The organism is Mycobacterium sp. NGS58, from assembly GCF_059812385.1.
Map to the genome: position 1 here is coordinate 60367 of NZ_JCALCO010000020.1, position 13671 is coordinate 74037.

General features: G+C 67.4%; 13 protein-coding genes. 7 read left to right on the forward strand and 6 right to left on the reverse strand.

Translation table 11 applies throughout. The features are described from left to right. Positions 1 to 2: 2 nt before the first annotated feature. Entirely contained in the window at positions 3 to 1013 is a 1011-nt protein-coding gene (locus AC5Y4H_RS18725) for a 4-hydroxy-3-methylbut-2-enyl diphosphate reductase (RefSeq protein ID WP_499983916.1), read from the reverse strand. A gap of 89 nt (positions 1014 to 1102) precedes the next feature. Here AC5Y4H_RS18725 and AC5Y4H_RS18730 point away from each other — a divergent pair, with 89 nt between their 5' ends. From AC5Y4H_RS18730 to AC5Y4H_RS18745, 4 genes are read left to right on the forward strand one after another with little or no spacing between them, the layout of a single operon-like run. Beyond that, positions 1103 to 1702: a lipid droplet-associated protein gene (locus AC5Y4H_RS18730; RefSeq protein ID WP_499983918.1), complete on the forward strand. Its 600-nt coding sequence runs from the start codon at positions 1103 to 1105 to the stop codon at positions 1700 to 1702. Beyond that, positions 1699 to 2943 (forward strand): exodeoxyribonuclease VII large subunit, encoded by a 1245-nt coding sequence (gene xseA, locus AC5Y4H_RS18735; RefSeq protein ID WP_499983919.1) that lies wholly within the window; start codon positions 1699 to 1701, stop codon positions 2941 to 2943. The genes AC5Y4H_RS18730 and xseA overlap by 4 nt, the downstream gene beginning before the upstream one ends. Further along, complete coding sequence (locus AC5Y4H_RS18740; protein WP_499983921.1) at positions 2933 to 3202, forward strand: exodeoxyribonuclease VII small subunit; 270 nt, start codon at positions 2933 to 2935, stop codon at positions 3200 to 3202. The genes xseA and AC5Y4H_RS18740 overlap by 11 nt, the downstream gene beginning before the upstream one ends. Before the next feature lie 60 nt (positions 3203 to 3262). After that, a complete protein-coding gene (locus AC5Y4H_RS18745) occupies positions 3263 to 4384 on the forward strand; it encodes a 3-beta-hydroxysteroid dehydrogenase (protein WP_499983922.1) in 1122 nt (373 codons plus the stop codon). Between the two features lie 10 nt (positions 4385 to 4394). Here AC5Y4H_RS18745 and AC5Y4H_RS18750 read toward each other — a convergent pair whose 3' ends face one another. The 3 genes from AC5Y4H_RS18750 to AC5Y4H_RS18760 are packed head-to-tail and all read right to left on the reverse strand — an operon-like array spanning position 4395 to position 7490. Continuing rightward, positions 4395 to 5936 carry a carboxylesterase/lipase family protein gene (locus AC5Y4H_RS18750; protein WP_499983924.1) on the reverse strand — a complete coding sequence of 514 codons (1542 nt, stop codon included), beginning with the start codon at positions 5934 to 5936 and terminating at the stop codon, positions 4395 to 4397. Between the two features lie 25 nt (positions 5937 to 5961). After that, positions 5962 to 6759 (reverse strand): dienelactone hydrolase family protein, encoded by a 798-nt coding sequence (locus tag AC5Y4H_RS18755; RefSeq protein ID WP_499983925.1) that lies wholly within the window; start codon positions 6757 to 6759, stop codon positions 5962 to 5964. Positions 6760 to 6791: 32 nt separating this feature from the next. After that, a complete protein-coding gene (locus AC5Y4H_RS18760) occupies positions 6792 to 7490 on the reverse strand; it encodes a DUF4245 domain-containing protein (protein WP_499983926.1) in 699 nt (232 codons plus the stop codon). Between the two features lie 55 nt (positions 7491 to 7545). Here AC5Y4H_RS18760 and glpX point away from each other — a divergent pair, with 55 nt between their 5' ends. From glpX to AC5Y4H_RS18775, 3 genes are read left to right on the forward strand one after another with little or no spacing between them, the layout of a single operon-like run. Further along, complete coding sequence (gene glpX, locus AC5Y4H_RS18765; protein WP_499983928.1) at positions 7546 to 8625, forward strand: class II fructose-bisphosphatase; 1080 nt, start codon at positions 7546 to 7548, stop codon at positions 8623 to 8625. A 25-nt stretch (positions 8626 to 8650) separates the two neighbouring features. Continuing rightward, the gene (locus AC5Y4H_RS18770; protein WP_499983929.1) at positions 8651 to 10066 is read left to right on the forward strand and encodes a class II fumarate hydratase; all 1416 of its coding nucleotides are present in this window, start codon (positions 8651 to 8653) and stop codon (positions 10064 to 10066) included. A 53-nt stretch (positions 10067 to 10119) separates the two neighbouring features. Continuing rightward, positions 10120 to 11166 (forward strand): hypothetical protein, encoded by a 1047-nt coding sequence (locus AC5Y4H_RS18775; protein WP_499983930.1) that lies wholly within the window; start codon positions 10120 to 10122, stop codon positions 11164 to 11166. Positions 11167 to 11181: 15 nt separating this feature from the next. Here the strand turns inward: AC5Y4H_RS18775 and AC5Y4H_RS18780 are convergent, their stop codons facing one another. Together AC5Y4H_RS18780 and AC5Y4H_RS18785 are read right to left on the reverse strand one after the other, a co-directional pair. Continuing rightward, positions 11182 to 12624 carry an adenylate/guanylate cyclase domain-containing protein gene (locus AC5Y4H_RS18780; RefSeq protein WP_499983999.1) on the reverse strand — a complete coding sequence of 481 codons (1443 nt, stop codon included), beginning with the start codon at positions 12622 to 12624 and terminating at the stop codon, positions 11182 to 11184. Between the two features lie 153 nt (positions 12625 to 12777). Next, the gene (locus tag AC5Y4H_RS18785; RefSeq protein WP_499983932.1) at positions 12778 to 13653 is read right to left on the reverse strand and encodes a polysaccharide deacetylase family protein; all 876 of its coding nucleotides are present in this window, start codon (positions 13651 to 13653) and stop codon (positions 12778 to 12780) included. Positions 13654 to 13671 lie beyond the last annotated feature (18 nt).

Genomic DNA, 13671 nt, shown 5'->3' on the forward strand with positions numbered 1-13671 from the left:
CCTCAGCGAACGGACCGGATCTCGCGCGGCAGCGCGAACACCAGGGTCTCCTGAGCGGTCGTGACCGGCTGCACCACGCCGAAGCCGCACTCGGCGAGCCGCGCCAGCACGCCCTCCACCAGGACTTCGGGGACCGACGCCCCCGAGGTGACGCCTACGGTGGTGACGCCTTCCAGCCACGCGGGGTCAACGTCGTCGGCCCAGTCGACGAGGTGCGCGGCGGCGGCCCCGCCACCCAGCGCCACCTCGACCAGCCGCACCGAATTCGATGAGTTGCGCGACCCGACCACGATCACCAGCTCACATTCGGGTGCCATCGCCTTGACCGCGACCTGCCGGTTCTGGGTCGCGTAGCAAATGTCGTCGCTGGGCGGGTCCTGTAGCTTCGGGAACCGTTGCCGCAGCCGCTCGACGATCTCCATGGTCTCGTCGACCGACAGCGTCGTCTGCGACAGCCACACCACCTTGTTCTCGTCGCGCACCGTCACGTTGTCCACGGCGGCGACCCCGTCGACCAGCTGCACGTGGTCGGGGGCCTCCCCGGCGGTACCGACGACCTCCTCGTGGCCCTCATGGCCGATGAGCAGGATGTCGTAGTCGTTGCGCGCGAACCGCCTGGCCTCGTTGTGCACCTTGGTCACCAAAGGGCAGGTCGCGTCGATGGTGTGCAGGTTCCGGTCGGCGGCCGCCGCGTGCACCGTGGGGGCGACACCGTGCGCGGAGAACACCACGATGGCGCCCTCGGGAACCTCGTCGGTCTCCTCGACGAACACGGCACCGGCCTTCTCCAGGGTGGTGACGACGTGGCGGTTGTGCACGATCTCGTGACGCACGTAGACCGGCGGGCCGTGCTTTTCCAGTGCGCGTTCCACGGTCTCCACGGCCCTGTCCACGCCCGCGCAGTACCCACGCGGTTCGGCCAGGAGCACTCGCCTACGGGCTGGGTCGCTGGCTACCGATCGCGCTGGTCCTCCCACACGGCCGGGAATCCCCATGTCGATAGTCGGCGGCATGTCGTCCAGGGTACTGACTGCCGACACGGGGTTGCCAGCTCGTGCCGGTGGGCTTGGAGTTATCCGCCGCTTAGGGCAATCTTGGACCCATGGGCACTGCACCGTATGGAGTTCGGCTGCTGGTCGGCGCGGCAACGCTCGCTGTCGAGGAGACCATCAGGCTGCCGAAAACCATCCTGATGTACCCGATGACACTGGCCAGCCAGGCGGCGCACATCGTGATGCGCTTTCAGCAGAACCTCGCCGAGCTGGCGATCAAGGGCGACAGCACCCTCGAATCGATCTTCCCGCCCAGGGACGAGAAGCCGGAATGGGCGACCTTCGACGAGGACGCGAACGACGCCATCGACAGTGCCTACAGCCCGGCGCAGGACGGCGGCGAGGGCGAGCGCAGGGCCGAGGGCCGGTTCGCGCTCTACTCGGTGGCCGACGCGCACGAAGACGCCAGCGCCCTGACCAAGTCCGCCCGCCAGTCGAAGATCCCGGCCGCCAACGCCTCGGTTCCGCAACCCGAGGTGGTCGCCGAGCTGGACTACTCGTCGCTGACGCTGGCGCAGCTGCGGGCCCGCCTGCAATCGCTGAGTGTGGACGACCTCGAAGCCCTACTGGCCTACGAACAGGCCACCAAGGGCCGCGCCCCATTTCAGACGCTGCTTGCCAACAGGATCACCCGCGCGAACGCGAAGTGACCCCGGCCGTTACCTCCGAACCCAACTCCGCCGAGAATCCCTTTCCGGTGCGCGCGGTGGCCATCCGCGTCGCGGGCTGGATCGACAAGCTGGGCACCGTCTGGGTCGAGGGCCAGCTCGCCCAGATCTCGATGCGTCAGGACTCCAAAACCGTGTTCATGGTCCTGCGCGACCCGGCCGCCGACATGTCGCTTACCGTCACGTGCCCGCGCGACCTGGTGCTCGGCGCGCCGGTGAAACTGGCCGAAGGCACCCAGGTGGTGGTCCGCGGCAAGCCGTCGTTTTACACGGGCCGGGGCACATTCTCGTTGCGGCTCACCGAGATTCGTGCGGTCGGCGTGGGCGAGCTACTGGCCCGTATCGATCGGCTGCGTAGGCTGCTGGACGCCGAGGGGCTTTTCGATCCCCGGCTCAAGCGACCAATCCCATTCTTACCCAACGTGATCGGCTTGATCACCGGCCGGGCCAGCGCCGCGGAACGCGACGTGACAACCGTGGCGGCCGCGCGCTGGCCCGGGGTTCGCTTCGCGGTGCGCAACACCGCCGTGCAGGGACCCAACGCCGTCGCCCAGATCGTCGAGGCGCTGGGCGAACTCGACCGCGACGCCGAGGTGGACGTCATCGTGCTCGCCCGCGGCGGCGGCAGCGTCGAGGACCTGCTGCCGTTCTCCGACGAGACGCTGTGCCGCGCCATCGCGGCGTGCCGCACCCCGGTGATCAGCGCGGTCGGCCACGAGCCCGACAATCCGCTGTGTGACCTGGTCGCCGATCTACGCGCGGCCACTCCCACCGACGCGGCGAAGAAGGTGGTGCCCGACACCGCCGCCGAGCAACGGCTGCTCGATGACCTGCGCCGGCGCAGCGCGCAGGCGCTGCGCAGCTGGGTGTCCCGCGAGCAGCGGGCGCTGGCCCAGATACGCAGCCGCCCGGTGCTGGCGGAGCCGCTGGCGGCGTTGACGGCGCGCGCCGACGAGGTCCACCGCGCCCGTTCGGCGATTCGCCGCGACATCACCCGGCTGGCCGCCACCGAGGCCGAACGTGTCGGCCACCTGAGCGCCCGGTTGGCGACGTTGGGGCCGGCGGCCACCCTGGCTCGCGGCTACGCCGTCGTGCAAGCCATCGGGGCGACGAACCGCGTGCTCCGTTCGGTCGACGACGCGCCGGTGGGCACGCGGCTGCGCGTGCGGGTGGCCGACGGTGCCTTGGCCGCGGTGAGCGAGGGAGCCAGCGATGGCGCGTAAAGCCAGCGGCGCGGCGGACTCCGACGACCCCGAAGAGGGCGAATCCATTACGCCTATTAGTCACCTGGCTTACGAAGCGTGCCGGGACGAACTGATCGAAGTCGTCCGCGTGCTGGAGCAGGGGGGCTTGGACTTGGATGAGTCGCTGAAGTTGTGGGAAAGAGGCGAAAAGCTGGCTAAACGCTGTGAAGAGCACTTAGCTGGCGCTCGCAAGAGAATCGAAGACGCACTGGCGGCGGGGGACGCCGACGACGCCTGAATTCGGGACGCCGGAGGGCTTGATTGAAAATTCTTTTCCAAACTGGAACACGTTTCAGTTATGCTTTCGGCCATGGGTGATGCATCGCTGACGGCCGAACTCGGCCGCGTCCTGGTCACCGGAGGCTCCGGATTCGTCGGCGCCAACCTGGTGTCCACCTTGCTCGAGCGCGGACACGAGGTCCGCTCCTTTGATCGTGCGCCGTCTCCGCTGCCACCACATCCGCAGCTTCACGTCCTGCAGGGCGACATCACCGACACGGCCGTGTGCGCCCAAGCGGTCGACGGCATAGACACCGTCTTCCACACCGCGGCGATCATCGACCTGATGGGCGGCGCGTCGGTGACCGACGAGTACCGCCAGCGCAGCTTCGGGGTCAACGTCGGGGGCACTGAAAACCTGGTCCGCGCCGGGCAGGCCGCGGGTGTGCAGCGCTTCGTCTACACCTCGTCCAACAGCGTCGTCATGGGCGGCCAGAACATCGCCGGGGGCGACGAGACGCTGCCCTACACCAACCGGTTCAACGACCTGTACACCGAGACCAAAGTCATCGCCGAGCGATTCGTCCTGGGCCAGAACGGTGTTGACGGCCTGTTGACATGCGCGATTCGGCCTAGTGGCATCTGGGGCCGCGGCGATCAAACGATGTTCCGCAAGCTGTTCGAAAGCGTAATCGCGGGCCACGTCAAAGTGCTGATCGGACGCAAGTCCGCCCGGTTGGATAACTCTTACGTGCACAACCTGATTCACGGTTTCATCCTGGCGGCGCAACACCTGACGCCGGGCGGCACCGCGCCCGGCCAGGCATACTTCATCAACGATGACGAGCCGATCAACATGTTCGAGTTCGCCAGACCGGTGGTCGAGGCCTGCGGCGAGAAGTGGCCGCGGGTGCGGGTGAACGGCCCCATCGTGCGAGCGGCGATGACGGGTTGGCAGCGGCTGCATTTCCGGTTCGGGATACCGGCACCGCTACTCGAGCCGCTGGCCGTCGAGCGGCTGTATCTGGACAACTTCTTCTCGATCGCGAAGGCGTCCCGCGACCTGGGGTACCGGCCGCTGTTCAATACCGAACAGGCGCTGTCGGAATGCCTGTCGTACTACGTCGAGATGTTCGACGAGATGAAGCGGGAAGCCTTGGCGGGCAAGGCTTCCACCGCTTCGGCCGGCGGACGGCAGTAGAACCGATCGCCTAGCGAAAGCTCACCATCTCGCTGCCCCAGGCCGCGCGGATGTTGGCGTCGACATCGTGCGCGAGAGCATCTCGGCGATCGATGATCAGGCAGGAACGCTCGTCCGTGTACGGCGTCCATTCCGGCTCGCCGGTGGGGCCGGCCGGCGCGCCGTGCGCCGCGAAGTTGACCCATCGAGTCCGCACCCTCTTGGACACCGCCTTGGCGGACTTGGCGCCGCCCAGCATCAGCGTGGGATCCTTGGGCGCACCGAGATTGCCCCAGACGTAAGGCAATTCGGTGGCATGTGCGGCCCCGACCATCGTCAGCTTCAGCAATGGGGTGGCGTAGTCGAACCGGTACAGATGCACCGGCGCAACCTGGGCGTGCCCCTCGGCGAGCCACACCGACGGCATCCGGAAGCCGACGTCCGTCGCGATGCTCAAACTCCGTGCTCTGCGCCGCAATCCCGAATACGTCGAGACGATCTCCTCCTCGGTGGGCAGCTGCAGATCGGGTTGTTCGGCGGCAATCTGATCGAACAACGACGTGATCGCCCTCGGGGTGATCGGCATCAGCGGCGACCTCAGCAACCGGAACAGCATCGCCTCGTGCTTGTTCGTGCCGATGATCAGCGGCACCGGAAGTGAGCGGCCTGCTTGGGCGAGCTTGACCGGGTAGTCGGTCAGAACGTCACCGTCGACGATCGGAACGAACGCCAGCGTTCCCGGGTTGCGCACGGGCACTTCGTCGAACACCAGCTGCGACGCGGCAAGAATCGACCTCATCGGGACATCAACCAAGCGTTGGGATTCCGACGGGGTGAGCCCGAGCCGGCCGAGGAAGGCCTGGGCCACCCGTCCCGCACGTTCGCGGTCGTACACCGATGTGGCCGGCGAACTCTGCGCGATGGCCCTGGCGAACAGACCTTCGGCGGCGGGGCTGGCCAGCAGCGTGGTGACGATGCCGGCCCCGGCGGACTCGCCGAACAGCGTGACCCGCTGCGGATCGCCGCCGAAGGCCGCGATGTTGTCGCGCACCCACTCCAGCGCCGCCAGCACGTCACGCAGGCCCACGTTCGAGTCGAAGCGCCTGCCTACGCTGTCGAACGATGACAGGTCGAGAAAGCCAAGAACCCCGAGCCGATAGTTGACCGTCACCACGACGACGTCGCCGTGGCTGACCAGTCTGCGGCCGTCATAGAGCGTCTGGCTGCTCGCCCCCAGGACGTAGGCGCCGCCATGCACCCACACCATCACCGGTTTCGCGTCACCCGGCCCGATGTCAGACGACGCCCAGACGTTGAGCCGCAGGCAATCTTCGCCCTGCGGCGCGCCCAAATCCAATGGCAGGTTGGGAAATACCGGTTGTGGGCAGGCTGGCCCGTACGCGGTGGCGTCGGCGACCTCGGTACAGCGCGCGGGCGGTTGGGGCGCCCGGAAACGCAGCTCGCCGACGGGCGCGGCCGCATAACGAACGCCCTTCCACGCCTTGACGCCGGCCTCTTCGACGCCCCGGACCGGGCCATAGCGGGTTTCGATCACGAGGTCGTCGGTTGCCATGCGCGTGCAGAATCTCCTGAAAGACCTAGAAAAGGCGTTGCGTGAGGAACTCGACCACTCGCTTACGGGCCTCGTAGGCGGGGTGGCCGTCGACTTCGCGGACCTCGTCGGTGAGCACCGAGTGCGCCATCTTGCCGAAGCCGTGCTGATTGCCGGGGCCCGAATCGATGTCGATCACCTCGAAGGCATCGCCGAGGCGCTCCTTGAGTGTGATGAACCGCTCGCGGGGCGCCGTTTTGTCCTCGCTGAACCGCAGGCCCATGGCGCACAGGCCGTCGTTGGTGCACCGGCCGGCCACGGTGGCCAGCTCCGATTCGCTCAGTCCGGGGTCGCGGCGCCGCGCGGCACCCAGCGGGAACGGAACCGACGGCTGCGAAAGCACCGGCGCCAGCACGCTGTCATCGACCGCGGCGGCCAGTGCGAACCCTCCGGTGAAGCACTGGCCGATCACGCCGACACCCCTGCCCGGCGTCGATGCGTTGAGATCGCGGGCCAGCGCACGCAGGAAGAGCGACACCGGCCGCTGCTTGTTCAGGGCAAGCGCGGCGAATTCCCTTGCCACACAGACTCGTGCGAGGGAGCCCATGATGTAGCCGGCCGTCTTCGCCTTGCCCGGCTCGCCGAATAACGATGGCATTGCGACCGTGAAGCCGTTGTCTACCAAGTGATTACCCAGGGCGAGCACGCCGGGGTGGATTCCGGGAATCTCGGGAATCAGCACCACGCCGGGGCCGCTGCCCTTGCGGTAGACGTCGTGGGTGTATCCGCCACCGCTGAACGGTGCCGCCGACCATCCGGACAGATCAGCCTCTGGTGCAGTCACGTTGACAGGATCCCTTTGCTCGCGCGGGTGAGCTAGCGGCTCGGCAAAGGCGGTTGCGATTGCGTCGCCGACGCCAGCGTACGGAACTGATCGGTGTTTCCGGCGCCGGTTATCGCAATTTGGGTGGCACCACCCGGGGCGCTGAGTCGGGTCGTCCATACCGGCTCGGCGTCGGCGCCGTCTTGGCCGGAACCTTGGTAGACCACCCAGCTGGTTCCGTCGACATCGACCGCTCCCGTCGGGTAGGCCGAGGGATGAATCGAATTGACGAGCTTGTCCTCGTCGGCGTTGCTCTGCGTCAGGCTCAGATACATCCCCGTCGGGCTGATGTAACCGACGACTGAGAGGGGCGCGTTCACCCGCTGACCGCTCGCCGGGTCGGTCCGTCCGCCCTGGATGCCGCCGCGGTGGCCGGAGTTGGCCTGCCAGCCGCCGGGAAGCCGCGGTTGGCGGATGGGAAAGCCCAGAGCGGCTGCGTCGGCGCGCAGGGCCGCGCCCGCGTCATAGGACGGGACGGGACCTTGGTGGCTGCCGAGCTGAAGCGAGCACATGCCCAGCATGCCTGCGAGCACAACGCACCCGATGACCAGCGGAATCAGGGACCAGAACATGTCGCGGCCGTCCTGCAACAGCCGGGGTTTCGCCGGCCTGGGCGCCGGTCCAGCTTGCGGAGACGGCGCACCGCCCACATTCCCATCAAGCTGGGCATTCAGCGGCGGCTCCTCCGTCATCCCCCAAGTATCCCAGTTCCAGCGGACCGATCCGCTTCTGGGACAATCGACAACCATGACAGTTGAGGGCGACCGCTCGACCGCCACCTCAAGCCGGGCCCCGGCGCAGGGTCGACCGCGCGGTGAGGCTCCGGACCGCAACCTTGCTCTAGAACTGGTACGGGTCACCGAGGCCGGTGCCATGGCCGCAGGTCGCTGGGTCGGACGTGGCGACAAAGAGGGCGGCGACGGGGCGGCCGTCGACGCGATGCGCGAGCTGGTCAACACGGTGTCGATGCGCGGCGTCGTCGTCATCGGCGAGGGCGAGAAGGACCACGCTCCGATGCTCTACAACGGCGAGGAGGTCGGCAACGGCGACGGCGCCGAGTGCGATTTCGCCGTGGACCCGATCGATGGCACCACGCTGATGAGCAAGGGCATGCCCAACGCCATCTCGGTGCTGGCGGTAGCCGACCGCGGCGCGATGTTCGACCCGTCGGCGGTGTTCTACATGAACAAGATCGCCGTCGGGCCGGAGGCCGCGCATGTGCTCGACATCACCGCCCCGATCTCCGAGAACATCAAGGCCGTCGCCAAGGTCAAGGCGCTGTCGGTGCGCGACATGACCGTGTGCATCCTGGACCGGCCGCGGCACGCCAAGCTGATCGAGGACGTGCGTACCACCGGAGCGCGGATCCGCCTGATCACCGACGGCGACGTCGCCGGTGCCATCTCGGCCTGCCGTCCGCACTCGGGCACCGACATGCTGGCCGGGATCGGCGGCACACCCGAGGGCATCATCGCCGCCGCCGCGATCCGCTGCATGGGCGGCGCCATCCAGGCGCAGCTGGCCCCCACGGACGACGAGGAACGCCGGAAGGCCGTTGACGCCGGCTACGACCTCGACCAGGTGCTGACCACCGAGGACCTGGTGTCCGGTGACAACGTGTTCTTCTGTGCCACCGGGGTCACCAACGGCGACCTGCTCAAGGGCGTGCAGTACTTCCCCGGCGGCTGCACCACGCAGTCGATCGTCATGCGGTCGAAGTCCGGAACCGTCCGGATGATCGAGGCCTACCACCGGCTTTCGAAACTCAACGAATACTCCGCCATCGACTTCACCGGCGATACCTCCGCCGCCTATCCCCTGCCCTGACCACCGAGAGCGAGGACGCCAGTCAATGGCCTCGAACAGTTCTGAAGACACCGAATACCGCATCGAGCACGACACCATGGGCGAGGTCCGCGTACCCGCAAAAGCGTTGTGGCGTGCCCAGACTCAGCGCGCGGTCGAGAACTTTCCGATCTCGGGCCGCGGCCTGGAGCGCACCCAGATCCGCGCGTTGGGCCTGCTGAAGGGCGCTTGCGCGCAGGTCAACAAGGACCTGGGGTTGCTGGCTCCCGAGAAGGCCGATGCGATCATCGCCGCGGCGGCCGAGATCGCCGACGGGCAGCACGACGACCAATTCCCCATCGATGTCTTCCAGACCGGTTCGGGCACCAGCTCGAACATGAACACCAATGAGGTGATCGCCAGCATCGCGGCCGCCAACGGTGTGACCGTGCACCCCAACGACGACGTCAACATGTCGCAGTCGTCGAACGACACCTTCCCCACCGCGACCCACATCGCGGCCACCGAGGCCGCCGTACGCCATCTCATCCCGGCGCTCGAGGTGCTGCACGACGCCCTGGCCGGCAAGGCCCGCGAGTGGCACACCGTGGTCAAGTCGGGCCGCACCCACCTGATGGATGCCGTCCCGGTGACGCTCGGTCAGGAATTCAGCGGCTACGCCCGCCAGATCGAGGCGGGTATCGAACGAGTCCGCGCGACCCTGCCGCGGCTTGGCGAACTGGCGATCGGCGGCACCGCGGTCGGTACCGGTTTGAACGCCCCGGACGGTTTCGGCGCGAAGGTGGTCGAAACGCTGATCACCTCCACCGGCCTGAGTGAATTACGGACGGCGGCAAATTCATTCGAGGCGCAGGCGGCGCGCGACGGGCTGGTCGAGGCTTCCGGCGCGCTGCGCACCGTCGCGGTGTCGCTGACCAAGATCGCCAACGACGTCCGCTGGATGGGGTCGGGCCCGCTGACCGGCCTGGCCGAGATCCAGCTGCCCGACCTGCAGCCGGGCAGCTCGATCATGCCCGGCAAGGTGAACCCCGTTCTGCCCGAGGCCGTTACGCAGGTCGCCGCGCAGGTGATCGGCAATGACGCCGCGGTCGCGTGGGGCGGTGGCAACGGCGCGTTCGAGCTCAACGTCTACATCCCGATGATGGCCCGCAACATCCTCGAGTCCTTCAAGCTGCTGACCAATGTGTCGAGGCTGTTCGCCGAGCGCTGCATCACGGGACTGGCCGCGAATGTGGAACACCTGCGCGAGCTGGCCGAGTCGTCGCCGTCCATCGTGACGCCGCTGAACTCGGCCATCGGTTACGAGGAGGCCGCCGCGGTGGCCAAACAAGCGCTCAAGGAGCGCAAGACGATTCGTCAGACCGTGATCGATCGCGGCCTGATCGGCGACAAGTTGTCGATCGACGAACTCGACCGGCGGCTCGACGTGCTGGCGATGGCCAAGGTCAAGCCCCAAGACTGAACCGGCCGTCAGGGGGTGACGGCTGTGGTCGATGAGAGTAAGGGTGGTATTCCATGACGGCTCCTCCCGGCGGTCCCTACGGCCAGGGACCCTACGGAAGCAACCCCTATGGGCAGGACCCGAATTGGGGTAGTCAGCCGCAGGGCGGGCCCGGTCCCTACCCGCCCGGCGGGCCCGGTCCCTACCCGCCCGGCGGCCCCGGTCCCTACCCGTCGGGCGGTCCCGGTCCCTACCCGCAGGGTGGCCCGTACGCGTACCCACCGGGTGGCGCCTACCCGTACCCTCCGCCCGGTGGTACCCCCTACCCGAACCAGCAGTATCCCCAACCCGGACAGCCCTTTCCGCCCGGCGGCCCGGGCGGGCCCTACCCGCCGGGACCGCCGCCTGGTGGTTCCGGCTCGAAGCTGCCGTGGCTGATCCTCGCCGCTTTGGTCGTGCTGGCGGTTATCGCGCTGGTGGTGACGCTGTTGGTGATGCGAGGCGGTCATGACAACAAACCGGCCACCGCGCCCTCGACAACGAGCACCTCGGTCTCACAGCCGAAGAACTCGGCGCAGAACGCGACCGATTGCACCCCGAACGTGTCCGGTGGTGAGATGCCCCGGACCGACTCGATTGCCGCAGGCAAGCTTTCGTTCCCGGCCAGCGCGGCGCCGGGCGGGTGGACGGTGTACTCCGACGACCAGGGCCCGAACCTGATCGGCGGGTTGGGCGTCGCCCAGGATGTTCCGGGGGCCAACCAGTGGATGATGACCGCGGAGGTCGCCGTCACCAATTTCGTTCCCAGCATGGACCTTACGGCCCAGGCAACGAAGTTGATGCAGTGCATCGTTGCCGGCCCCGGCTACGCGAACGCGCAGCCCACCCTCGGGCCGACGAAGTCCTCATCGATCACCGTCGACGGCACCAAGGCCGCCCGCGTCGACGCCGACGTCACCATCGCCGACCCCAGCCGCAACGTCAAGGGCGACTCCGTCACCATCATCGCCGTCGACACCAAGCCGGTCACCGTCTTCATCGGCAGCACACCCATCGGTGACACCGCGTCGGCGGATCTCGTCGGCAAAATTATTGCCGCGTTGAAGGTCTCCAAGTCCTGACGCCGGTGGGCCCGGCTACCTGGCCGAGCCCGTCGGCGCCGAGACCTGGGTGGCCTCGGATCGCCCGCGCAGTACCGTGGAATAGCATTCGGCCCACTGCGCACGCTCGGCCTCGTCCGCGGCATCGATGGCACCCGCCGAGCACAGGATCCGCCGGTCGGAGGTTTTGGCGAGGTCGGCCAGCCGCGCGGCTTCGTTGACGGCGTCACCGATAACGGTGTATTCGTAGCGGTTTTCGGCGCCGATGTTGCCGGCGAACACCCGCCCCGCTGAGACGCCGATGCCGAAATCGACTGGCAGCCGCCGCAGTTGGGAGCCCAGCGCGCGGGCGGTCGCCAATGCCGACGATGCCGGCTCGCTGGCCGGCAACGGCGCACCGAAGACTGCCAGCGCGGCATCGCCGGCGAATTTGTTGACCAGCCCATGGTGGTCGTCGACGGCGTTCACGACGATCCGGAAGAAGTCGTTGAGCACCTCCGCGACCTCTTGCGGGGGGCGGCTTTCCGCGAGCCGAGTCGATTCCACCAGGTCGATGAAGAGTACGGCCGCTCCCACCACGTCTCCCGACAGGGACGCGCCCTCGTCGAGGGCGCGCTGCGCGACGTCGGCCCCGACGTGGCGCCCGAACAGGTCCCGTAGCCGGTCCCGCTCAGCGAGCCCGGTCACCATTCGGTTGAATCCCGTTTGCAGTCGCCCGATCTGGGAACGTTCGTAGGCGCCGACGTACGTGTCCATGCGGCCGTGCTCGACCTCGGCCATCGCGTCGACGACCTCGCCGACCGGATCCGAGATGGAGCGCGACGTCAGAATCATCATGGGCAGTCCCAACACCAGCGCCGCCAGCGACACCACCAGAATCGGCACGTCCAGCGACGCGGACTTTTCGATCAGCCAGCCGTATGAACGCAGAACGACCAGCGTCGCAATGACCGCGATGGGAAATGCGCTACACAGAAACCACAACAGGACCAGCCGGGCATACACGCTGGGCACCGCCAGCCGAGGCTCGGCCCCCAGCGTGGCGGCGCGCATGATGGGCCGCAGGGTGCGTTGCGCGAGCAGCATCCCGGTGCCGGCGGCGGCCGATCCGCCGAGCAGCACACCGAGCAGGATGGGCAGCAGAAGTTGTGGCCCGCCAGACAGATTCAACAAGATGAAGATGCCGCCGCTGCATACCCAGGCCGTCACCAGGATCGCCGACTGGCGCCCGGCCAGCTTCATCACGGCTTCGCGTTGTTGTGCAGTGGGCTCGTCGCCCGCCACGTACCATCGCACGGTGGGGGCCAGGCTCACGGCACCGGCCACAGCGACACCGATGATGCTGAGAACGATCAGCAGCACCACCGGCGCGGTGTTCTGCCGTGCGAAGTCGGCGTTGGCGCCGACGGAAGTGTGGCCCCGCAAGGGAATGAGGATGGCGGCCGCTTCGGCGACTGCCAGAACGTACGACAGGCTCAGGTCGAACCCGTACTGAAACAACCACCGCCGAAAAGACTTTGGTTGTCCTTTGGCGTGCTGCCGGGCCGCGCCATGCCATGACGGCGGAATCCGATCCCGGAGCCAGCCCGCGGTGATCATACGAAGGTAGCCGCGTGTGATCCGAAATTTGCGCTACGCACCGTTGTTCGGCCCTCCGGAGTTTTGCCCGGGGATGTCGGTGATCGGGAAATTCGGCATTGGTTTCGGCGAGGGAGTGTTGGGCAGCGTGGGGATGTCGCCGGGTGGGATGTCGTGCAGTCCGTTGACGGGCGGACCGTTCTCCCGGCTGCCATAACTGCTGCCGGGGGCGCGGTTCCCGAGCAGGTCGCTGACCGTCACCAACCGGTAGCCGTTGGCCTTGAGCACCGGAATGAACTGGTACACCAGGTCGACAGTGCTCGAGTACGTGTTATGGAACAACACCACCGAGCCCGGCTTGATGTAGGTCATCAACATGTAGCGCGTGGCCGCCGTGTTCGAGTCGTTCGCCCAGTCGAAAGGTATGACATCCCAGAGGATTTCGGCCAGCCCGAACTGGCCGGCGGTCTGGCGCACCACGGGGTCGGACAGTCCCCCGGCCGGGCGGTACAGGTTCGGGGTGCGTCCGGTCGCGGCGGTGATCGCGTCGTTGGCCTTGGAGAACTGGGCGGCGATGTCTTCGCGCGGGATCATGGTCATGTTGGGGTGTTCCCAGGTGTGGCTGCCGATTTCCATCCCCGCGTCGGCAATGCGCTTGGCGCCCGCCGGATTGGCGGCCACCTTGTTGCCGATCAGGAAGAAGGTGGCCTTCGCGTCGTTCTGCTTCAAAATTTGCAGCAGTCGTTCATCGAACGGCCCCGGCCCGTCGTCGAAGGTCAATGCGACGCACTTGGTGACCGAGCAGCTGAGGTCGTCGGCTCGCGTCACGTGGCCCGTAAGCCCGCCGATCACCAGCACCGCGACGGCGGCCGCCACGCCGACAACCGTGCGCCAGTAGCGCCAGGCTTGGGTGTCGGGTCGTTTCGCCACCGTGGAAGTTTATCGAAG